Origin of the sequence: Nitrospira japonica, assembly GCF_900169565.1 — a bacterium.
Lineage (GTDB): Bacteria > Nitrospirota > Nitrospiria > Nitrospirales > Nitrospiraceae > Nitrospira_C > Nitrospira_C japonica_A.
This window is the reverse complement of the sequence record NZ_LT828648.1, coordinates 135545-156197: the sequence shown is the minus strand read 5'-3', so window position 1 is coordinate 156197 and position 20653 is coordinate 135545. Positions and strand designations below refer to the sequence as shown.

Genomic DNA, 20653 nt, shown 5'->3' with positions numbered 1-20653 from the left:
GAATTTTGAACTAAGTGTTCTCCTTGGCTCGTTCCTTCAAATTAGCAAGCCTCACCTGATCCAAGCGGACCGTCAGAGACTGCTCACGCGCCACAAGCACCGCTCCCGGAGCCTGGTTTTTTGCCTTCCTGACCCACTTGCGTCTCGTATAGATGATCTCGCCTTTGCCGCTCTTCCTGAGGTCGCTGTACAGGAGGGCCAGTGTCGCCGCGTCCAGCAGGGTGGCCGGAGGTACATCCGTGCCTTTCTCCATTCGCACGACGACATGGGAGCCGGGAATTCCTCGCGCATGCAGCCACAGGTCATCGCTGTTCGCCAGGCCGAACGTGAGTTCATCGTTCTCCCTGGCGTTGCGCCCGACCAGAATGGCCAGACCGTCGGTCGAGACGAACCGCCTGAATGGCGCGCGCCGTTGATTCGCTTGCCCAGCCTTGGCGCGTCTGCTTGGGCGGAGTGTGCCGGAGGCGGGTTCACTGACCGGGGGTGACCAGGTTCCCTGTTCCATATCGGCCAACTCCTGCCTGAGCTCTGCAAGATCCTGCTCGGCCTGCGCAATGCGGGGCTGCAACTCCTGCTGTGCGGCGGAATACTTGCGATATTTCCGGAAGTACTCTTCCATATTCCCTTGAGCGGATTTCGTCCCATCGAGTGGAAGGGAGATCTCAGGCATCTCTGGGTCGAAATAATCGGTCAATAGGACCTGATCCATTCCCTTCCTAATCATCCCCAGGTTGGCTTTCAGCAATTCTCCGTAGCGGGCATACTCTTGGAACCGGGTCGCCTTGGCTAAGTCTTGCCTCCAGGCTTCGATGCGACGCTGCGCTTTCTGAGTGGTTTTCTTGAGCGCCCGCCGCCGGATGTCTTTGATCTGGTCCAGCGTCGCGGAAGCTTCGCGGTCCTGATAATGATGTTCGATGGCGGCGGAGATCGGACAGTCCCCCGAATCGTTGGAGGCGGGAAAACGAGAAGTCCGGTTGCGACCTGTGTGATCGGGTCTGCCGGGCGGCCGGTAGTGCGTGCCGACCAGTGTGCGATCTCCAAAGAGATCTTTGAGAATCACCCCCGTGGGGTCCAGGACATAGACATTGGCTTGCCTTCCCGTCAATTGACACAGCAGGGTGCGTGATCCCTCCTTGGTGGTCAGCCGCCATTCCACGATTCTGTCGCCGGGGATCTGGCAAAACCCGTCGATACGGGCCCCCTGAATATGTGCTCGAAGGTATTGGCAAAAGGCCGGAGGCCTAGGCGGATTCCGTACCTGACCAGTCAAGAGATGAAGCCTTGCGCAGTCCGGCTGGCAGGACACCAACAGTCGATGGGTCCGCCCCGGTATGCGGATCTCGAATACGAGTACGTGGATGTCAGGCTGGAAGATCCGTTGGAGCCAGCCTGTGCCGACGGTGGCCTGGATTTCCGCGAGGACATGAGTGATCTCAAGATCCGTTAAAGACATGGGGCGCTGTCACCGCCGTATTTTGCAGGAAATATCATGCAGCCTGTCAGATGCACTACTGGCCTCCGTGGACTGGTCAGGGATCGGTCCTTCCCGTCCAGGATCGCTCAGAGGGCGAAATCGGTCACCTGACAGACCGATCTGTGCATGCCCAGGTGAGGCACTCTACGATCACCCATGAAAACTGGCAAGTCTGTCGTATGAATCCGTGGCATCCTGATTGCTTGTGTCTACTGCGCGAGGTTGTACAGCGCCAGGTAGGGCCGGCGCACGAGAACTCAGCGGACATCCGTCATCAATGAGGGAGGCAGGCCATGCATTGCACGAAATGTGAAGGACTCATGGTCCCTGATGACTTGATCGATATGCAGGAAAGCAGTATTCCGATGTGGATGAAGGGGTGGCGTTGCGTGTCCTGCGGAAACATCATTGACCAGCTGATTCAACAGCATCGCGACCTCAGAGATTCGTGGTCGAAGGTCAAAAGTCTTTCACCGTCCATTTCGCGTACAGACAAAGTGCCCGCGTAACGGGGGTTGGACTCTCCACCCCCCATCGGTGTACCCGTCACCGCCGACCGCCCCGGTGTCCTTGCACGATCGTTCCAGGCTTCGGTACAGTCACGCGTTGTCTTTCGGAGGCTCGCGTGACCACACCATTGTTCGATGCCACCGCACTCGCCTGTTTGCAGAGTGAATTCCGGCGATCCATGAAGCGGCTGCTCTTGGACCTCTGCCGGGAACTCGCTGACGACTATCCGCAGCTGTCGGCGCGATTCGGTCTGCCGGCGGACTATTTCCATTTCGTTGCCCAAGCAATTGAGGAGCGTGCGTTCTGTAATTGGAAGGTCGTCGGATGGATCGAAGCCCTCAACGATCTGGTGTACTTTCTGGACCTCCTTCAGCAAGCCGGCAGGGAGGACGATCCACGCGAGTTCGCCGAACAGCTTTTCGTGGAATGTGAACAGAAGTTCTTCGAGAGCAGCTATCTGGACGAGTTGTTCCCGCAAGGACCAGGACGGCCGGGAAGATTGAGCGTGAGACTGCAATGGCTCTGTGCAAGATTGGCCCGTGAGGTGACACAGGAATCATTGTTCTTCGAGCCTCGATGGGCGATCCAGTGGACCAGACTACGGCGATTGGATGTCTGGTGCGTACCGGGAACTCTGGACCAGCATGTCGAGCGGGCGGAGCCGGCGTGGACGGTTCCGAACGGAACAACGGGAGACACATTGGTCGTTCCTCCGTCTGTCGTCCAGGCCGTGCGCCAGGCAGCGCGTCCCGTCACGTTCGAGATCGACCGAGACGGGGTTGCCCTCAAGAAAGGCCGGCGCTTTCCAATCTGCACGCTTCATGGCCATCGCATCGAATGGCATTGGACAAAAAGGGAGGCGGTAGCGGCGACCGATGCCCGGCAACAGTTTCCCACGGTCGGTCCGACGTTGCGCTATGACAAAGAGCGACGACCTCAGGCCGTGAGGCCGACGAGTTCCGGTCATGTGGATCGCATCGGCCGGGCCTGGCGCACCGTACGGCTGGCATGGCCCGAAGGCCATGAAGTCCTGGCCCTACTCACGTCGCGGGTGATTCCTCTGCATGCCGCAGGGGTTGTGAGTTTCAGTTATCGGCATCGACCGGGGTTGTCATTCATCAATTGTTTCGACCGTGACAATCTGGACTTGATCGACGATCTGATCCACGAAAACAGCCATCACCATTTGAACCTGTTGCTGCGCAAGCACGTCATGTACCGCGGCGACCGTAACCAGCAGATCTTCTACTCGCCGTGGCGCCGCAGCCTGCGGCCGATCCGCGGCATCCTGCACGCCACTTTTACTTTTACGGTGGGGGCGGTGCTGTTCGAGCGTCTGTCCACCTGGGCTGAAACGGCGAGGGGAATGAGCGAATGGAAAGCGTCCGGGCTGACCCGGCGGGATCTCCTCCGTGCGCGATTTCGCTGTTTCGAGGAAATTGAATCGGTGCGGTATTCACTCCAAGATCTCGACTATGCGGGACGGCATCTCAAATGGATCACCGGGTCTGGTGCCCGGCTGGTTCGGCAGCTCGAAGAGGAGATCTCGAAAGCCCAGCAACGTATCATGTGCCATCGAAACGAAGTGCTCGCGTCAAAATTCGGCCCCACCCTCCGCAAACATATCAAAGAGCTTCATGCGGCCCGCCAAACCTACGGGCCGGTGAGATTGAGCAAGGCCTGATAGCGCGGTTCCCGCAGCTGGCGAGGTGCGGGCACGAGCGATGCCTAACGGCAGGATTCACAATCAATTTCGAAGAGTATCGTTCGATACCGTGCGGCTCCGCTACGGCTCGACCGTGACGTCCACAAACGCCGGCAACGAGTCCGCGCCCTTTTTGTCCGTCACACGAAGCCTGAAACGGAAGAGTTTGGGCTCTGAGACGAACGGGGCGACGAACGACGCCCTTGGCATGTTGAGGTCCAGGAGAGGAACCTTTGCCCCGCGGACCTGGCTCCAAGCATAGAAGAGCGCTTCGCCTTCGGGGTCGCGGCTGCTCAGGCCATTCAATTCCACCTTGGCGCCGGATCTGACGGTGCGATTTGCGCCGGCGACGGCCACCGGCGGCTCGTTCGGTTCGTCACCGACGGCAACGGTGACGTCCAGCGCGGCCTCCTTACCCCTGTTCTTCACCGTGAGCACGGTCTTGCCGTTCCCCACGATTTTGAGCATGCCGTCCTGCAGCACCCGGATCACCTTTTCGTTCGACGACTGATAGCTCGTTCCGCTGGCCGGCGTGCTCAAGGGCCTGGTAATCCCGTCGGCAAACTCGCCTACGACCGGAAGCTCGAAGATCTTGCCGAGAACGTCCACTTGTCCGTAGGTGGCCAATTGCCCCTCTCGTCCGAGGAGCAGAGGCTTTTCGGTCTCGAAATCGATGTTCTGCAAAGCCGCGCCGGGGTCGACCGTGACGATGATCTCGTCAAAGACGGTTCTTGTGCCCAGGCGTCCGCGCGAGATTTCCGCGACCGCCAGCAGCCGCATCGGGCCGATCGCCTCGGACGGAACCTTAAGGGCACCGCCAAACGCGGGATCTTGATCGCCGGTCGAGACGAGGACCGGAACTGCCACGACCGCGCCGCCGACCACCGAATCCTTTTGCAGAAACTTGTCCACGGAGATCTTGGCCTCGGATTTCGAGATGCTTGAGTCGATCTCGTCCTGCTGCACCAACGTTTCATCTTGTTCCCGATACCAGTAGTACCGCACCTTGATGATGCCGATGTCGTTCTCCAGATCCACGTGGGCGGTGACGGTCTGCCCCGCCGTCAACGACGACCCTTCGGCCGGTTCCTTGACCTTGAAGGCGTGGGCCGGACATGTCGTGAGGATGAGCGCGAGAGCCGCCGAGAACGTGAATACGGCGAGCCGGATCGTGGCGCGTTCTGCGGTCGTCGATGCGGGTGTCATGGTCACCTCGTCAGGTGAAAGGGCACATCGGTCAAGATGACGCGGTCCTTGAACAGGAGCGAAGCCTTGAGCAGCAGGGCCCGCTGATTGTGAAGGATGTTTTGCCACCAGCGGGCCGGAAGAATTTCCGGCAGCACCACGGTGATCCAACAGTCGGGATCCTTGTTGAGATTTTCTTCGACGTAACCGAGAAGCGCGCGGAGGATCGAACGATAGGGTGACGGAAGAACGACCAGCGGCACGCCGCATCCCCATTGCGCCCATTTGATCTCCACGAGAGCCGTTTCCTCTTTGTCGACGTCGATCAGGACGGCGCGCACTTCGCCGCCGCGGCTCCTGGCGTAGTCGACTGCCCGGACCACGGCTTTGTTCACTGCACCGATGGGAATGAGCACGAGGTTTCTGCGCGGTCGAGGCGGCCGTGCGTCGCGGGATAATGCCACCTGCTCGGCCACGGCCTGGTAATGTGAGCGGATCCCCCGAAACATCATGATCAACACGGCCACGAGCAGAAAAACGATCCATGCGCCCTGCATGAATTTGGTGCTGGCGATGATGATCGTGGCGATGCCCGTCGCGACCGCACCCACTCCGTTGACGATCAGTTTTTTGCGCCAGTGATGCCCCTTCTTGATCAGCCACCGTCGGACCATGCCGGCTTGAGAGAGGGTAAAGGATACGAACACCCCGATTGCGTACAGCGGGATGAGCGCGTGGGTATCGCCTCGAAACAGCACGAGCAGGAGGCACGCGAAGAATCCCAGAATAATGATGCCGTTGGAAAAGACCAGGCGGTCGCCGAAGGTCGCCATCTGATGCGGCATGAATCCGTCCCGTGCCAGAATCGAGGACAGATGAGGGAAGCCGGCGAATGCGCTGTTGGCGGCCAGTACTAAGAGCAGCATGGTGCCGACTTGAATGGTGTAATAGACCACTCCCGTGCCGAACGTCAGACGGGCGAGCTGCGAGACCACCGTCTCATGTTCCTTTGCCGTGATGCCGTAGTGATACGCCAGCCAGCTGATGCCCATGAAGAGCGAGGCCAGGATGCCTGACATCCAGATCATGGTCGTCGCGGCATTCTTCGATTCGGGATGACGGAAGGCTTTCACGCCGTTCGAGATCACTTCCATTCCTGTGACCGCCGCGCAGCCGGCGGCGAATGAACGCAGGATCAGAAAGAGCGTGAGACTTTCGACGCCGGCGGGGATCGAGGGGGTGGACTCGGACAAACCGGCGGGGACGAAGCCGATCAGGGATTGAACGGTGCCGATGAGCACCAGCAGGCCCAGGGCGCCGATGGCCGAATAGGTCGGGATGGCAAAGAACTTTCCGGACTCCCGCACTCCACGCAGATTCACCACCACGATGAACAGGATGGCCGTCAATCCCAGAGTGGCGCGATGGGCGTACAGGCTTGGTACCGCCGATGTGATGGCGGCGACGCCAGCCGCCACGCTGACCGCGACCGTGAGCACGTAGTCGATCATGAGGGCCGCGGCGGCGATCAGGGCCGGCATATCGCCGAGATTGGACCGGGCGACGATGTAGGCGCCGCCTCCTTCCGGATACTCGTAAATGATCTGGCGGTAGGAAATCGTGAGCACGATCACCAGGAACAAAATCGCCAGGCTCACTGGAATGGACCAGGCCAGTGCGGCGGAGCCGGCGAGAATCAGCACCAAGAGGATTTCCTCCGTCGCATAGGCGACAGAGGAAATCGCATTGGAGGAAAAGACTGCCAGCGCGATGGTTTTGGAAAGACGTTCGTTGGCGGCCTGAGCCGTTTTGAGGGGATCGCCGACGAGCCAACGTTTGAGGATCATGGCGTGATTATCTCATAAACTCCGATCCTGGCGCAGAAATCCGTTACGGTGACGCCATCGTTCGCTCGCGTCGATCATGGACCGTGATATGTCAATGAAATCGTTTAACCGCTCAGTGTGTCGAGCGATCAACGTCAAAAAATGTCGGGGTTGACAGAGGTTGCCGAGTTCAGTACATTTCGCCATCAATAGCGTCGTTGGCGCGATTATCGCGAATTTGATTTAGGTTCGACCGTGATACCGAGTTCATCCTCTCCCGCACGAGTTCTGTTTTTCGTTACCCATCAACACCAAGGAGGCCAGTCCATGGTTTTTCACAAGGCAGAGGATCGTGTTTTTACCCGCATCCTCGGCGCAACCGCACTTGCGGCTCTACTCTGGGCCCCGTTTGCATCCGCTGAGGACTCCACATCGCACGTCGCGATGACGCATCAACTCCCTGCGTGGGCGGAGCAGCTCAAGGGACAGACTATTGTGGAAGATACGATGTCCGGAAACGGGCAGCGGGCCGCAATGGTCGAGCAGCAGCACCAGCGCGTCATGGAGCATCTGGCTCAAGACCCGCAGGTTCAAGGCATCAATACCGGCATGTACAACACCACCTCCATGATGCATCAGTATGGAGCCGGTGGACAGGACATGCTCCTGGTATCCGATCCACGAGTGGAGCCCGTTTCCACGACGGGAGGGGGCAAGTGCCCTGCCGCCGCACCGGTCAAGCAATATAACGTCGCCGCCATCAACGTCGAGATTACTCTCAATCAGTGGCTGGATTACTATCCCGGGTACATGTACGCACTCGAGGAGAATCTCGATAAAGTCCGGGCGGAAGAGACTAAGAACAAGGATGCTCGTGAAAAGGAAGGGTTCGATCCTGGAGCTGTGATTCCGGGCGTGCAGGCGCAGTGGATTCAGCCGCTGGTCATACGCGGCAACCAGGGTGACTGCGTCAAGATCAAGTTGACCAATAAGCTGGAAGAAGGCGGCGGACCGGTCAGCCTGCACATCCATGGATCCAGCATGGTCGTGACCGCCACGGGTGCCGCGGCGACGACGACCAATCCCGATACCATCGTCGATGAGAAGAAGACCGTTGATTTCGAGTGGTATATCCACCCCAGCACCCAGGAAGGCGTCCGCCAGTTCCATACGTTCAGCCAGGATCGCGAACTGACCGTCATGGGCATGTTCGGCGCGTTCGTCGTCGAGCCCAGGGGATCGAACTATCTCGAGGCGCTCGGTTCCGGAGATGCGACGCCTGCAAACAGCGGCTGGCAGGTGATGATTCAGAATGGCACCGGCCCGGACTTCCGTGAATTCGTCCTGATTTATCACGAAGTCGGCGACGAGGCGTTTCGGCCGGTCAACAAGAAGGGCGATTTTCTTCCTCAGCGTGACCCCCTGACCGACGCTTACCGTCCGGGCGGTCGTGCGATCAACTATCGCAGCGAGCCCTTCGGCATCAACAACATGCACGTGCAGCACGAGTACTTCGGTTTCGAAGATGAATCGATGGGGTACAGCTCCTACACGTTCGGCGATCCTTCTCCGACGATTCCCCGTTCCTACATGGGCGATCCCGCGAAGTTCCGGCTGGTGCACGGCGGCTCGGAAGTGTTCCACAGCCACCATCCGCATGGGGGAACGATTCGATGGCCGCGCAGTCCGCGGGCGATCGACGATATGAACCTGTGGGCCACCGCGGTGAACGGACCGGTCAAGTATCCGGTGATTCGTGCCAAGACCGATCGCGTCGACGTCGAGGTCATCGGCCCGTCTGAGGCGCTCGACCTGGAAACGGAGTGCGGATCAGGACTCTGTCAGCAGCTGGCCGGCGATTTCCTCTTCCATTGCCACGTGGCGCACCATTATGTCGCGGGCATGTGGGGATACTGGCGCGTGTACAACACGATCCAGCAGGGAGACCTGCGGAACGACGTGATGCCGGATCTGCGCGAGCTTCCCGATCGCAAAGGCCGCATCAAGACTCCGGTTTCATCCGACAAGTTGATCGGCCAGACCGTCGATTGGTTCGGGACCCAGTTCAAAATTGTGGAAAAAGGCAAGAGCAACTGGAAGGGAAACCCGGCCACCATTACGATCAAGGATTGGGTCGAAATGCAGCTTCCTACTTCAGGGAAGCCCGGACACAAGGACGACGAAAAGGGTCAGATCGTCTCCTATGATGCCACGGTGCTCGACTGGACGTGGGAAGGTGGTCGTGCCATGAGCGAGAAGGAAAGCACGATCGACAACCCCAAGTACAAGTCGAGCCATCCCGGCAAGCGGCACCCGATTATGTTCGAGCCGTTGACAGGGAAGGTGGCGTGGCCGCATTTGACACCGCACTTCGGCAAACGCGTCATGTTCTCGCCGAACCACGTCGGGGCGCCTTGGTTGGAGATGATCCGCCGCGATGCCAACGGCGAGGAAAGCGTTGATCAGGCTGCGCCGGGCGAGCAGGGCAACTGGAGCCTGTGTCCGGTCAACGCCGGGCGCAAGAGCTACAACGTGCACTTCATCAAATTGCCGATCAAGATCGCCAAGGCGCAAGGCAAGGAGCCGCCGGTCGTGGACCCGAACGGGCTGATCTACGTGCTTCATGAAGAAGAGGCGGCCATCCGGGCGAATGACGATCTCAAGTATCCGCTGGTGGTCCGCGGCAACATCTATGACTGCGTCGATTGGACGTTGACCAGCGAGTGGGACGACGACGACTACACGAATTTCCAGTCGTCAAAGATCAATACCCATTGGCATTTCCTGCAGTTCGACAACCAGGCGTCGGACGGCGTGATCACGGGCTTCTCGTATGAACAGTCCGTGCGTCCGTTCACGATGCTGGAAAAGAAAAACGGCAAGGGCCTTCCGGCTCCGATGAATACGGTGTTGTCGGCCGCCGCCAAGAAGGGCTCGACCACCCTCACGGTGAAGAATGCCAAGCAGTACCATGTGGGCATTCTGATCCTCGTGGGAGCCGATAACGTGAAAGGCAACGAGGTGTCCCGGATCAAGGCCATCAGTGGCAACACGCTCACGTTGGCCAAGGGACTCAAGAACGATCATCCGGCGAACGACATCGTGACGGTGGAATTCGTCCGGCAGCGGTTCTGGGTTGATGCGGACGTGGGAACGGTGTTCTGGCACGATCACGCTTTCGGCGCGACGACGTGGCCGCACGGCGGGTTCGGCACGTTCATCGCCGAGCCGGTCGGCTCGACCTATCACGATCCGAAGACCGGAAAACTGGTGTGGAGCGGCCCGATCGCCGACATCCATACCAACGAGCCGGTCGGACACGGCGTGAACAACAGCTTCCGCGAACTGATGGTGCAGGTGCACGATACGGTACCGCATACCGTCAACATCGTGACGGCCGGCAATCCGCCGGGTCAGCCGATCGAAGTGGCATTGGAGGCGGGTAAGACCGTCTCGTTCATGATGCCGGAAAAGCTGTACATGACGCCGATGCCGTTCCTGAACGGCGGCACCCACACGACGGGAAGCGGCTTGAACTTCCGCGCGGGTCCGATCGCACAGCGGTTGGCGACCAATCCCGATGTCTCGCAGGCCTTCAACAGCCAGATTCACGGGGATCCCTACACGCCGCTTTTGCGCGCGTATACGGGAGACACGATGGTATTCCGTCTTCTGCATACGCTCATGAACGAGACGATGACTTGGACCTTGTCCGGTCACACCTTCTGGTCTGAGCGCTATGCGTCGGATGCGAACCGCAAGAACTCGATCCATATCGGAATTGCCGAACGGTACGACCTGGTCGTGCCGGAAGCCGGCGGCCCTCGGCATCTGGCCGGGGACTATATCCACTTCAACGGCCGGTCCTCGAAGTTTTCGGAGGGCGGCTGGGGCATTATCCGTGTGTACGACAAGGAGCAGCCCGATCTGAAGAAGCTGCCGGCCGGATTCTCCGTCAAAGGCGAAATCCCGAAGGCGTTACCGGTTTGTCCGGCTGATGCGCCGGTCAAGACCTTCAACGTGGTGGCGATGGACTATCCGTCCATGAAGTTCAACGCGAAGGCGCCCGAGTCGATCGAGGTGGACTTCGAGCGGAAGATCCAGATCACCAATCCCGAGGCCAAGATCTACGCCCTGGAGGAGGATGTCGCCAAGGTGTCAGGAGAAGCGCACCCGATGCCGCTGACGCTCCGCGTCAATATCGGCGATTGCGTCAAAGTCAATCTGAAAAACAAGATGAAGGCCAGCAAGGCGTCCTTCTCGGCCATCGGATTGGCCTTTGATCCGAAGGATTCGATGGGTGCGAACGTCGGCAACAACCCCGGCGATCAAACGATTGCGTCCGGCGGAGAACGGACCTACACGTACTACGCGGATCCGTTCAACGGCGAGACCACGTCTCTGGTGTGGGATTGGGGCAATGTCATGACCAATCCACGCAACGGATTGTTCGGGGCGGTTGTGGTCGGTCCGAAGGGTTCCAAGTATCGGGATCCGAAGACCGGCGCGGATTTGACGAACAAGAATGCCTGGGCAGCGGACGTGATCATCGATCGTACCGTGCCGGGCAATGAGATGAGAGCCAACTATCGCGACGTGGCGTTGTTCTTCCAAGACGAAGACAACATCATCGGCACGAGCTTCATGCCGTACGTGCAGAATGTCGCGGGCCTGACTGGTATCAACTATCGGTCGGAGCCGTACAAGTATCGTGAAGAACAGGGTTGTTCATTGGGTAAAGTATTCCAGCCCTGTAAGGCGGACAAGCCGGAAGATCCTGCGACTCCCATCATCGAGTCGCACGCGGGCGATCCGGTTCGAATTCACGTCATCGGGGCGAACAATGAACAGAACGGCATGTTCAGCATCGAGAAACATGAATGGCCGATCGAGCCCTTCATGCGGGGTGCCGACCAGATCAGCGTGGTCGAGTTCTCCGGCTCGGAAGTGCTCGATGCGTTCGTGTCGTCAGCCGGTGGACCCTACCGATTGCCGGGCGATTACGTGTACAGCAACCAGCGGTTGCCGTATTCCCAATCCGGTCAGTGGGGCTACCTGCGCGTATTGCCGGCCGGCGACCAGCGGTTGTTGCCGTTGGCCGGTGCCGGTGCCGGGATGAAGAGCGCGTCGCTTGAACAGGCGGCGCATGCGATTCCGGTCGCGGCGAAATAAGAACAAAATCCACGATGGGTCTTGCTTCTTGCAAGACCCATCGATTTTGTTCCCGCTCATTCATTGCTCTGCAAATGTGGATTAGGGGGAGGCCTTGTGGCCTCCCCCTTTTTCTTTGATGAGGGCTTTTGGTACGATGGCAGAATTGTATCTCGTATTCGAAGGACTCATTTTTGTGGAGGGTGAAATGAAACGGGTGGTGATAATAGCTCTCTGGTCATGGTTGGCGGTGGGCGCGTCGCTGGGTTGGGCCTATGAAGAGGCGCAGGTCGTAGATGGAGGTACTGTCACAGGAAAGGTCAAGATGACATCCGGGAAACCCACACCCAAGGGGTTCAACTTGATTACGTTTCCCGATCCCGTCTATTGCGGACGAATTTCAACAGGCACCGGCTGGCGCATTCTGAAGGAATTCGAGGTGGCGGCCGACGGAGGACTCAAGGACGTTGTCGTGTTGCTTTCGGATGTTCCAAAGGGGAAACCGTTCAAATTTGAACCGCAAACGATCGAAGCAAGGGATTGTCGGTTTCTACCATTCGTGACGGTCGTCCAAGATCGAGCGGACGTCGTGATCATGAACATGGACCCGGTCATGCACGACATCCAAGCCTATGAAACGTCCCATTTGGGGCCTCGCGTCCTGTTCAACACCCCCCTTCCCATGAATCCTCATCACAAGCGGAATGTCGGGGCCGACTCTCATGAACATCTCGCTGGCGAGCCGATCAAGGAGACCATTCGCATGACGAAAGGCCGGAAGTTTTTCGTCATGCAATGCGGATTTCACGCCTACATGGAAAGTTGGGGGTTGGCCGTCGAGAATCCTTATTATCACGTGACCGGAAAAGACGGCTCTTTCTCATTGACCGATGTCCCGGCTGGCGAGTACTTGCTGACTGCCTGGCACCCGGGCGTCGGAATTGTCCTGGAGCAGAAAATTACCGTTCCCGCCAAGGAAACGGTGAGGGCGGATTTCCTGTTTGAATCACCCAAAGGACGCCGCAGTGCGCATGAAATCGAAGAGAACCCGCATTTTGGATTGCAGGCTCTGGGGAAGTCCGTCGACATCAGGCCTACGCTTGAACTTCAGATTCCTTGAACGATCCGATATCAGAGGGGGGATCATGACGCCAAAGCGATCCGTACTCGTTGTGTTCGCGTGTATGGGGTTATTCTGGAGTTGGTCCTCTGCCCCTGCTTTTTCCTATAACGTGGTCGACGTGCAGCGCGGAGGGACCATCGAAGGTACGGTGGTCCTTGATGGGCCGGTCCCGGAGCCCAAGGGATTCAATCTCATCACGTTCCCGGACCCGGCCTATTGCGGTCGCATCTCAAACGGGCAGGGGTGGCGGCTGCTTCACGATTTCGTCGTGGGCGAGAACAACGGTCTCAAGGATGCGATCGTCTTGCTGGAGGGCGTCGAAGCGGGCAAGCCGTTCGAGGTGTCCGTTCCCTTGATCGAGGCCCGGGATTGCATGTTCACGCCGTTCGTGACGATCGTGCGCAACGGCCATGCCGTGGAAGTCATCAACATGGATCCCGTCATGCACGACATTCAAGGGTACGAGACTTCCATCGAGGCGGGCGCGCGGGTGTTATTCAACACGCCGTTGGTCATGAACCAGCAGCACAGGCGCGGCGATCTTCACGCCATTCACAATCATGCCCCGGGTAAGTCGCTCGTCGGGCCCGTCTATCTCAACAAGGGGCGCAGGACGTTCTACATGCAGTGCGGATTTCACGCCTACATGGAGAGTTGGGCCATGGCGGTCAACAATCCTTATTACACGCTGACCGACGGAAACGGGAAATTCACCATCGGGGACGTTCCCCCCGGCACCTACCAATTGGTCGTGTGGCATCCCCAGACGGGGCCCGGTTCCGCAAAGATGATAACTGTACAACCGAACGGCACGATCGTTGAACAGTTGTCACTACCGGCGCCCAAAGGGAATCGTACTCCCTACAAAGTCATGCACAATCCCCGTTTTGGCCCCGAATCCCTCGGCTACTCCGTCGAGATTACCCCGCTTGTCGAACACCAACAGTAAGAGGTGCGGATTCGATCGCGGGTCAGCCTGCCATCTCTATTGGCGTGATGCGCACCCTGTCAGCGATCGCGTCATACCTCAAAGTTCTCCCAAGATGATCGGGCAGCATGCTACGGGAATTGCCGTCCGGGCCGCTTGTCATGTGGAGTCCGGGCCTCGACCCTCGCTAGAGCGCCGGTCTGAGCGACGATGGGGCCGACTCGCGCGGGTCATGCGGAGTGCCTGTGCGAAGACATCGAGATATCTCGGTCTTGTGCTTGCGATGACCCTGTGCCTCACAACCTCGGCGGGTTCCGCCCAGCCGGAATCCTCTCCGGTAACCCCCGATTTTTCCGGCAGCCTTGTCAGGCAGGTGAACGGCCAACGACATCAGGCCCAGATTTTTTCAAAAGGGAACCGGCTGCGGTTGGAATACAAATATGCCGTTCGCACCGATCATGGCTATGCCGCAATCGAAATCATCAGGCTCGACTTAGGAGAAGCCTGGTATGTTCTCGCACAGCAAAAAGAGCTCTTGATCATGCCGCTCGATGCCGATGACGTCCTCCCGTTCCAATCCGAACTATCGGGAGAGCGCGAACGCGTGCTGGTGGGTGACGCGACGGCGGCAGGGCGGCCGACGCGTCTGTATGAAGTGCAAACGGAAAAGGACGGACGGGTCGAACGATTCTACGAGTGGGTGGACGTGGAAACCGGTATTGTCTTGAAACTGGTGAGCCGGGACCGTGATTGGACGTTCGAATATCAACGGATCCGGTTCTCGCCGCAGCCTTCCTTCTACTTCGACGAGCCGCCGGGGTATCGGAAGCGCAGCATCGGTACGACCAAGAAGCGACAGGGATAACGGTTTGTGAATTCCGGAGGCATCAGATGACCGACGTGGTGAATCGGATATGGCTGGCGGTCGCACTCACGATCGCGGTGGGGATAGGCCCGGACCGAGCTGTGGCGCTGGCCGCTGTGCCGGGCGAGATTCAGCGATTGTACGACAAGCAGCAATACCAAACCGTATTGGATGAAATTGCCAAGCTGGACGGCGCAGCATCCTCCGCGTCCGACGTTCGCCGGCTCAAGGTTCGATCGCTGCTGAAATTGGGTAATCCCAAGGAGGCCTTGGAGGAATATGACCGGCTTGAGCGAGTCGCCAATCAAGATGAGACGCCGCTGCTTCGGGATGTCGCGTTGGGATTCATTACCGTGATGTTGAAGGATATGCGCGAACAGATGCGAGGGGCGGCGTTTACGGCCTTGAAGGAAGCCGACTCGGAAGAGCTCATCCCCTATTTTGAGGACGGACTCAGCGACGGGTCGGGTCCTGTTCGCATGCTTGCGGTGGAAGGGTTGAGTCGAACCGAAGCCGGACGGAAATCGCCGAAATTGCGGGCAGCCCTTGACGATCAAGCCGGGCTCGTCAAGGCCCGTGTGGTCAAGGCGCTGGGACGCAGCAGCGATCCGTCCGTCGTTCCTCTGCTGGAAAAGGCTTCAAAGGACGAATTGCCGACGGTCAGGATCGCCGCGTTCGGCGCGCTCTTGCGGCACGGACGCGCAGAAGCCTGGGACGCGCTGCGTCGGGCAGCGGATGCGGTGAATCCGGAGGACCGCGCCGAGGCGATCCGGGTGATGGCGGACGTGAAAGACCGGCGCGCGGTACCGATCATGCTGGAGTCGCTGAGCTACAAGCAGCCCTCGGTCAGAGGGGCCGCGGCCAGGGGGTTGGGACATCTGGGGCGACGGGAGGCACGCGAGGACATTCAACGACTGTTGCGCGATCCCGTGCCGGCCGTCCGCGAAGCCGCGGCCTCGGCTCTGGCCGATCTTGGCGATGACGCCTCGGTCCCGGCTCTCGATCAGGCGCTTCAGGACGGGGTATTTTCCGTGCGGGCCGCTTCGGCCGCCGCATTGCTTCAGCTCGGTCAACCGTTTGAGACTGTGGCGCCGACGATACGGGGGTTGACCCAACAGAGCGATCCGGGGGCAAGGACCTCGGCCGCGCATGCCTTGGGTAAAGCCTCAAAAGGCAACGTGCCCGGCGCCCTGTCGTTCCTTGGGAATCTGTCTACGGATCCGCTCCCGGGGCCGAAGATTGTGGCCGTCAGATCACTGGGAAGAATCGGTGATCCCTCGGTGCTGCTGCTCGTGAAAGAGGCGCTCCATGACCAAAACGAGGCCGTTCGGACAACCGCCGGAGGGGCCATTCTGCGTCTACTGCAAGGCAAACGGTCTTCCAAGAGCGGTTTTCACCCGGTTGTCGGCAATTGACAGCATACGGTAAAATTTTATATACATGTGGGTCCAAGACCAGCCTTGCCCGCATCTCACTATCGAGGTAACCAGAGAGGAATAGTCAGGGCTTTTCTCTCAATAGGCCGGTGGAAGATACAGGGAAACGCGAGCCGGGAAACGGGAATTCTTAATCACAAGGAGGCAGTCCCATGAAGAGTGCGTTATCAGTCGTATTCGGTGTGGCAGCCGTCGCGTTCATTGCGACGCCTGTCATCTCATTTGCCGGTGGAACCATCTCCGGCAAGGTTACCTACGGCGGGAAGTCCGAGCAGAAAGAGTTTCTCTTCTCGAAGTTCCCGAACCCCAAGTTCTGCCCGAAGAACCCCAACAAGTCCTTGATGGACGGCGACAAGCGGTTCTTGAAGACCGTCGAGGTCGGCAAGGACGGGGGCTTGAAGGGTGCGGTCGTGGCTGTTACCGACATTGAAGACAAGGCCTTCGTGGACGGGTATGCAGGAACGGAAGTGACGGCGGCCTTTTGCGAATTTCTGCCTTTCAGCGGTGTGGTGGTGAATACCAGGCCGTTCAAGGTTGAAAATACCGATTCGGATCCTGACGATCCCAAGTCGACCGCGGGCGTATTGCACAATCCGCATAGCTTCACCGTGAAGGGTTCGACCTCGGCGACCGGTTTCAACATCGGTCTTGCCAAGAAGGGCGACAAGTTGGACAAGCCGGTGACCTTCCGCGGAGGCGCGGAGAAGGAAGGCTATTATCGGTTGCAGTGCGACCAGCACGAGTTCATGCAGTCCTTCTTCCTGCCCGTGACGAATCCGCATTTCGTCGTGGTGAAGGAAGACGGATCGTTTGAACTCAAGGATGTGCCGGCCGGCAAGCATAAGGTCGTGGCCTGGCATCCGTTCGCCGCCAAGGGCAAGAAGGTGGAGTTCGAGGTCGAAGTTCCGGAAGGCGGAACGGCGAACCTCAAGGCTGAAATCAAGTAACTCGATTCGGTTCTCGACGACAGCCTCGTCGATGGCGAAGGGCAGCGGAAGTTCCGCTGCCCTTCGTGTTTTTGAGCGTTTTGTGCGACATGTCGCGGTGCCCCCGCCTTGCGTTTGCGTTTTCGATCTAGGTAAGATGCGGTCTTTCAACGGCATTTCCCCCCATAGGATATTGAAATCGGACGGCCTGTCTTTTGAATATCCTGCAAGGGCCAGCTGGGAGGATGGGTGTGTCACGAGAACTCTCGCTCGCGGAAATCTTCCAACTCGGTTACTACTGGGAAACCAAAATTCTGTTGACGGCGGTTCGTCTGGATCTCTTCACCGCGCTCGACGGCAAGAAAAGGACGGCCGGTGAGATCGCCGTTCGCATCGGAGCACACGAACCCACGCTCTCGCTCCTTCTGAACGCCCTAGTTGCCATGAGGCTGTTGACCAAGGACGGCGACCTGTATGGCAATTCTTCCGTCACCGACAAGCATTTGGTACGGCATTCGTCCGACTTCGTCGGACATCTCCTGCTCCTTCACGACGCGGAATGGGAGAATTGGGGAACGCTCGAGCAGACGATCCGCACGGGACAGCGCTCCGTCGACCGCCACGTGTTCGAAACCGACCCCGACCTTGGAGGCAACGTGCTGGCCGTACTCCATCGGATCGGCCGCCAAAGCGGACCGGACTTTGCCAAACGGGTCAATTTGACGGGGACGATTCGTCTGTTGGATTTGGGCGGAGGCGCCGGTACCAATGCGATTGCGTTCTGCCGCGTCTATCCTGACTTGTCCGCCACCGTCTTTGACTTGCCGGCCACGCTGCGTCTCACGGAAAAGACCGTCAAAGAAGCGGGCCTCGAGTCGAGGATTTCGCTCCGAGCAGGCAATTTCAATGCAGACGGACTGGGCGGACCCTATGATGTCGTCCTCATGTCGGATATTCTCCATTATCAATCGTTCGAGACGAATGCGGCGCTGGTTCGCAAGGTCTTTGCGCACTTGGCCGCGGACGGGAGACTCATCATCAAGGACCGTTTCCTCAACGAGACGGGAACGGGACCGGCTTGGACGACCGCCTTCGCGGTGCATATCCTCATCAATACCCAGCAGGGCGGCTGCTACAAAGTTACCGACGCGATTGAATGGATGACCCGCGCCGGGTTTGTTTCCGCGGTGGAACTGGAGCCGACCGCCGTTGTTCTGGGTACGAAAGGTCACGGGTAAGGTCATCATGGATTGGTTGAAGGATCCCGGGTTTCTCGGCACTCACGCGACCATCGGGGCGGACCTGAGTCAGCTCATGGCAACCTTGTTCACCGGGCTGTTTGTGATCGGATGGTTTCAGGCAAAGAAGCGGCAGGCCGACGCGCATCACTGGCTGATGCTGGGCGGCATGATCGCCATGTTGTCCTTCTTCATCGCTTATTACCTTTTTCGACAGCTCGGCGTCCTGGCGGTGGAGGGCAAAGAAGGTTTCGGAGGCTCTCAGGCGTTATACGACAACGTGTTTATTCCAGTTCTTATCCTTCATATCATCTTGGTCATCATCGGCCTGGTCATGGCGATTTACATGATCATTCTTGGTTTTCGTGCCCAGATGTTTATCGGAAATCGTCGGCAACTGAGCGAGACGCCCCTCGTGACCACATGGAAACGGATCGGGATGATCATGGGGGGAACGACGGCCGTAGCGGTACTGGCCTTCGCATTGCGGGGCGCGACCGCCGGATTTTCCATGCGAAAGTTCGAAGTCTACCTGGGCTTCTTGATTCTCGTGGCGTTTGTTCTTGGCATTGAGACGACCATTCAACGAATTTGGCCGAACGGCGCGCGGCGCCATCGGGCGCTCGGGCGATTCACGATGATCATCTACTGCATTTTGTTCGTCACCGGGAGCTTCACCTACACGATGTTGTACATCCTGTATCCGGGCAAAATAGGCTAGACCATGCTGACCTGCGGATGCGGGCGCTGGATGCATAGCGAGGGCATTGAGGAGCGGGTCGACGACGGCGCATCCCCCCAGTGGTTTGTACGCTCGGAATGCCGGGGTTGTGGTTTGAGGGTCGGGGTTGAGGTGCCGGCGGGTGAGCCTGGAGGCCTAATCGACCGCACGATGTGGACGGACGACGCACTGCACCGGTTGGAGCGCATGCCGCCGTACCTGGCGGAGTTGGTCCGGGAGGACGTCGAACAGTGTTTGCGTGCAGGCAACGAACGGGTGGTCACCTACGACAGGCTGCTGGGCCCCTTGACCGGCGAACGGATCGAGTGGGAACCGGAAGCCGAGCGTCGTTTGGATAATGTGCCGTCCGCCGTCCGTGCGATGGCAAAAATCGAATTGGAGCGGACCGCCGTGGAACGGGGGGACACCCGTATCACGGTCGCCCTGATGGAAGAAGTGAAGGCTCGGTACTTCGGAATGGGCGCGGCAAAGGACAGGCGGTAAGGACCATGTTGCATCGGATGGTGTTGCGGGTCTTGCCCAGCCTCAGTCTGGCCGTCACGGAGGACGCAGTCCGCAAGAAAAAGCGGATCGTCATGTTTGCGCCGGGTATGGTGGCCTTCGGATGCTATCGACTGGCCAAGCACGTCCTGCCGTTGTCGGAGCCCTGGGTTCTCCTCGTGACCTGCGGAGCGCTGGGAGTCGTGACCGCCGCGGCTGCCTATCGCGTCGGTCGTGCCTCCGACTGGCGGACCATGGGCGAGCAAGACGGTGCGGGCCTATTGAGTTGGATTGCCGGTTGGATCGGTTTTGCCTATGGGGTGCAGTTGTCTCTTCTCGTTCTTTCGCTGCTCTGGCTCGTTGGCTATGATTATCTCCAACATCCCGATGGTCCGGCGATGATGGCCATGATCATTTCCTGTACGGCCGTGGCCCGTGATGCGTTTGAGATCGGACATGTCAGGAAAATGCAGATCATGGGACGGCCGTTCACCACCTTTCCCAACGGAGCGTCGTTGCGTGAATTGATCGGCTCCCGATCTGCACCATGGCGACCCTGGGTCGCGACGGGTCTGCTCGCCGGAGCTCTCGTGGCCTCTCTGGGGCACGGTGTGCAGACAGGCCAGCTCGCGCTGATCGTGCAAGTGACCGCAGTCACCCTGGTGGGAGGAACCATTGCCTTGGGCGCGTATTTCAGCGGCGTTCGACCGCAAGTACCGTGGACTTCCGGATTGCTCGGCACCAAGCTCAGCGAGTCCCTGAAGTACTGGTGGTGGCCAGGTATGGCGTTTGCCTCGACCTATTACCTGGTTGCGGCGGGTGTTGTCATCTTTGTGGCAAGAGAGCCGGGTGTTCCAACGTGGTGTGCGGCGGCGGCCGGCGGAATAGTCGGGGCGCTGATGGGTTTGTACGGCTATTATCTAGGCCACCGTCGCCATATTGAGGATCAACAAGCACCCGAAGTGAGCACGGCGATGCTCCGCTGTCCGTTTGTCATGGGTATATTGGGAAAGTCCGGCGCGGGTGCCTCTTTGGCCGCGCCATCAACATCAAAGGTCTGACGC

Annotated in this window: 14 protein-coding genes; 11 read left to right on the top strand and 3 right to left on the bottom strand. The window is 58.9% G+C overall.

Annotated features, from left to right (window positions below):
• Nucleotides 1-10 precede the first annotated feature (10 nt).
• On the bottom strand, nucleotides 11-1453 hold the full coding sequence (locus NSJP_RS00710; RefSeq protein ID WP_080885035.1) for an Rqc2 family fibronectin-binding protein: 1443 nt from the start codon (nucleotides 1451-1453) through the stop codon (nucleotides 11-13).
• 646 nt (nucleotides 1454-2099) lie between these two features.
• Here NSJP_RS00710 and NSJP_RS00700 point away from each other — a divergent pair.
• On the top strand, nucleotides 2100-3668 hold the full coding sequence (locus NSJP_RS00700; protein WP_080885033.1) for an aKG-HExxH-type peptide beta-hydroxylase: 1569 nt from the start codon (nucleotides 2100-2102) through the stop codon (nucleotides 3666-3668).
• Between the two features lie 102 nt (nucleotides 3669-3770).
• Here the strand turns inward: NSJP_RS00700 and NSJP_RS00695 are convergent, their stop codons facing one another.
• Both NSJP_RS00695 and NSJP_RS00690 read right to left on the bottom strand, forming a co-directional pair.
• The gene (locus NSJP_RS00695; protein WP_080885032.1) at nucleotides 3771-4895 is read right to left on the bottom strand and encodes a PKD domain-containing protein; all 1125 of its coding nucleotides are present in this window, start codon (nucleotides 4893-4895) and stop codon (nucleotides 3771-3773) included.
• Between the two features lie 2 nt (nucleotides 4896-4897).
• On the bottom strand, nucleotides 4898-6721 hold the full coding sequence (locus tag NSJP_RS00690; protein ID WP_080885031.1) for an APC family permease: 1824 nt from the start codon (nucleotides 6719-6721) through the stop codon (nucleotides 4898-4900).
• Between the two features lie 306 nt (nucleotides 6722-7027).
• Between NSJP_RS00690 and NSJP_RS00685 the strand changes: the two genes are divergently transcribed.
• The 10 genes from NSJP_RS00685 to NSJP_RS00640 all read left to right on the top strand — a co-directional run bounded on the left by NSJP_RS00685 (nucleotide 7028) and on the right by NSJP_RS00640 (nucleotide 20650).
• Nucleotides 7028-11872, top strand: a complete 4845-nt coding sequence (locus tag NSJP_RS00685; RefSeq protein WP_080885030.1) for a multicopper oxidase domain-containing protein — start codon at nucleotides 7028-7030, stop codon at nucleotides 11870-11872.
• A 136-nt stretch (nucleotides 11873-12008) separates the two neighbouring features.
• Complete coding sequence (locus NSJP_RS00680) at nucleotides 12009-12971, top strand: carboxypeptidase-like regulatory domain-containing protein (RefSeq protein WP_231989449.1); 963 nt, start codon at nucleotides 12009-12011, stop codon at nucleotides 12969-12971.
• Between the two features lie 25 nt (nucleotides 12972-12996).
• Nucleotides 12997-13923, top strand: coding sequence for a carboxypeptidase-like regulatory domain-containing protein (locus tag NSJP_RS00675; RefSeq protein ID WP_080885029.1), 927 nt, complete (start codon nucleotides 12997-12999; stop codon nucleotides 13921-13923).
• 262 nt (nucleotides 13924-14185) lie between these two features.
• Complete coding sequence (locus tag NSJP_RS00670; protein ID WP_155969725.1) at nucleotides 14186-14767, top strand: hypothetical protein; 582 nt, start codon at nucleotides 14186-14188, stop codon at nucleotides 14765-14767.
• Nucleotides 14768-14793: 26 nt separating this feature from the next.
• Nucleotides 14794-16182, top strand: coding sequence for a HEAT repeat domain-containing protein (locus NSJP_RS00665; protein ID WP_080885027.1), 1389 nt, complete (start codon nucleotides 14794-14796; stop codon nucleotides 16180-16182).
• Nucleotides 16183-16355: 173 nt separating this feature from the next.
• Nucleotides 16356-17150: a hypothetical protein gene (locus tag NSJP_RS00660; protein WP_080885026.1), complete on the top strand. Its 795-nt coding sequence runs from the start codon at nucleotides 16356-16358 to the stop codon at nucleotides 17148-17150.
• A gap of 230 nt (nucleotides 17151-17380) precedes the next feature.
• Nucleotides 17381-18367, top strand: a complete 987-nt coding sequence (locus tag NSJP_RS00655; protein ID WP_172834062.1) for a methyltransferase — start codon at nucleotides 17381-17383, stop codon at nucleotides 18365-18367.
• Between the two features lie 7 nt (nucleotides 18368-18374).
• Nucleotides 18375-19088: a DUF420 domain-containing protein gene (locus NSJP_RS00650; RefSeq protein ID WP_080885024.1), complete on the top strand. Its 714-nt coding sequence runs from the start codon at nucleotides 18375-18377 to the stop codon at nucleotides 19086-19088.
• Between the two features lie 171 nt (nucleotides 19089-19259).
• Nucleotides 19260-19592, top strand: coding sequence for a PCP reductase family protein (locus NSJP_RS00645; protein ID WP_172834061.1), 333 nt, complete (start codon nucleotides 19260-19262; stop codon nucleotides 19590-19592).
• A gap of 5 nt (nucleotides 19593-19597) precedes the next feature.
• Nucleotides 19598-20650: a hypothetical protein gene (locus NSJP_RS00640; protein ID WP_080885022.1), complete on the top strand. Its 1053-nt coding sequence runs from the start codon at nucleotides 19598-19600 to the stop codon at nucleotides 20648-20650.
• Nucleotides 20651-20653: the final 3 nt, after the last annotated feature.

Bases quoted from the DNA above. Each gene is read 5' to 3' on its own strand.
- NSJP_RS00710 (WP_080885035.1), bottom strand. From the start codon at position 1,453: ATGTCTTTAACGGATCTTGAGATCACTCATGTCCTCGCGGAAATCCAG.
- NSJP_RS00695 (WP_080885032.1), bottom strand. From the start codon at position 4,895: ATGACACCCGCATCGACGACCGCAGAACGCGCCACGATCCGGCTCGCC.
- NSJP_RS00690 (WP_080885031.1), bottom strand. From the start codon at position 6,721: ATGATCCTCAAACGTTGGCTCGTCGGCGATCCCCTCAAAACGGCTCAG.
- NSJP_RS00685 (WP_080885030.1), top strand. From the start codon at position 7,028: ATGGTTTTTCACAAGGCAGAGGATCGTGTTTTTACCCGCATCCTCGGC.
- NSJP_RS00680 (WP_231989449.1), top strand. From the start codon at position 12,009: ATGGCAGAATTGTATCTCGTATTCGAAGGACTCATTTTTGTGGAGGGT.
- NSJP_RS00675 (WP_080885029.1), top strand. From the start codon at position 12,997: ATGACGCCAAAGCGATCCGTACTCGTTGTGTTCGCGTGTATGGGGTTA.
- NSJP_RS00670 (WP_155969725.1), top strand. From the start codon at position 14,186: ATGACCCTGTGCCTCACAACCTCGGCGGGTTCCGCCCAGCCGGAATCC.
- NSJP_RS00665 (WP_080885027.1), top strand. From the start codon at position 14,794: ATGACCGACGTGGTGAATCGGATATGGCTGGCGGTCGCACTCACGATC.
- NSJP_RS00660 (WP_080885026.1), top strand. From the start codon at position 16,356: ATGAAGAGTGCGTTATCAGTCGTATTCGGTGTGGCAGCCGTCGCGTTC.
- NSJP_RS00650 (WP_080885024.1), top strand. From the start codon at position 18,375: ATGGATTGGTTGAAGGATCCCGGGTTTCTCGGCACTCACGCGACCATC.
- NSJP_RS00645 (WP_172834061.1), top strand. From the start codon at position 19,260: ATGTGGACGGACGACGCACTGCACCGGTTGGAGCGCATGCCGCCGTAC.
- NSJP_RS00640 (WP_080885022.1), top strand. From the start codon at position 19,598: ATGTTGCATCGGATGGTGTTGCGGGTCTTGCCCAGCCTCAGTCTGGCC.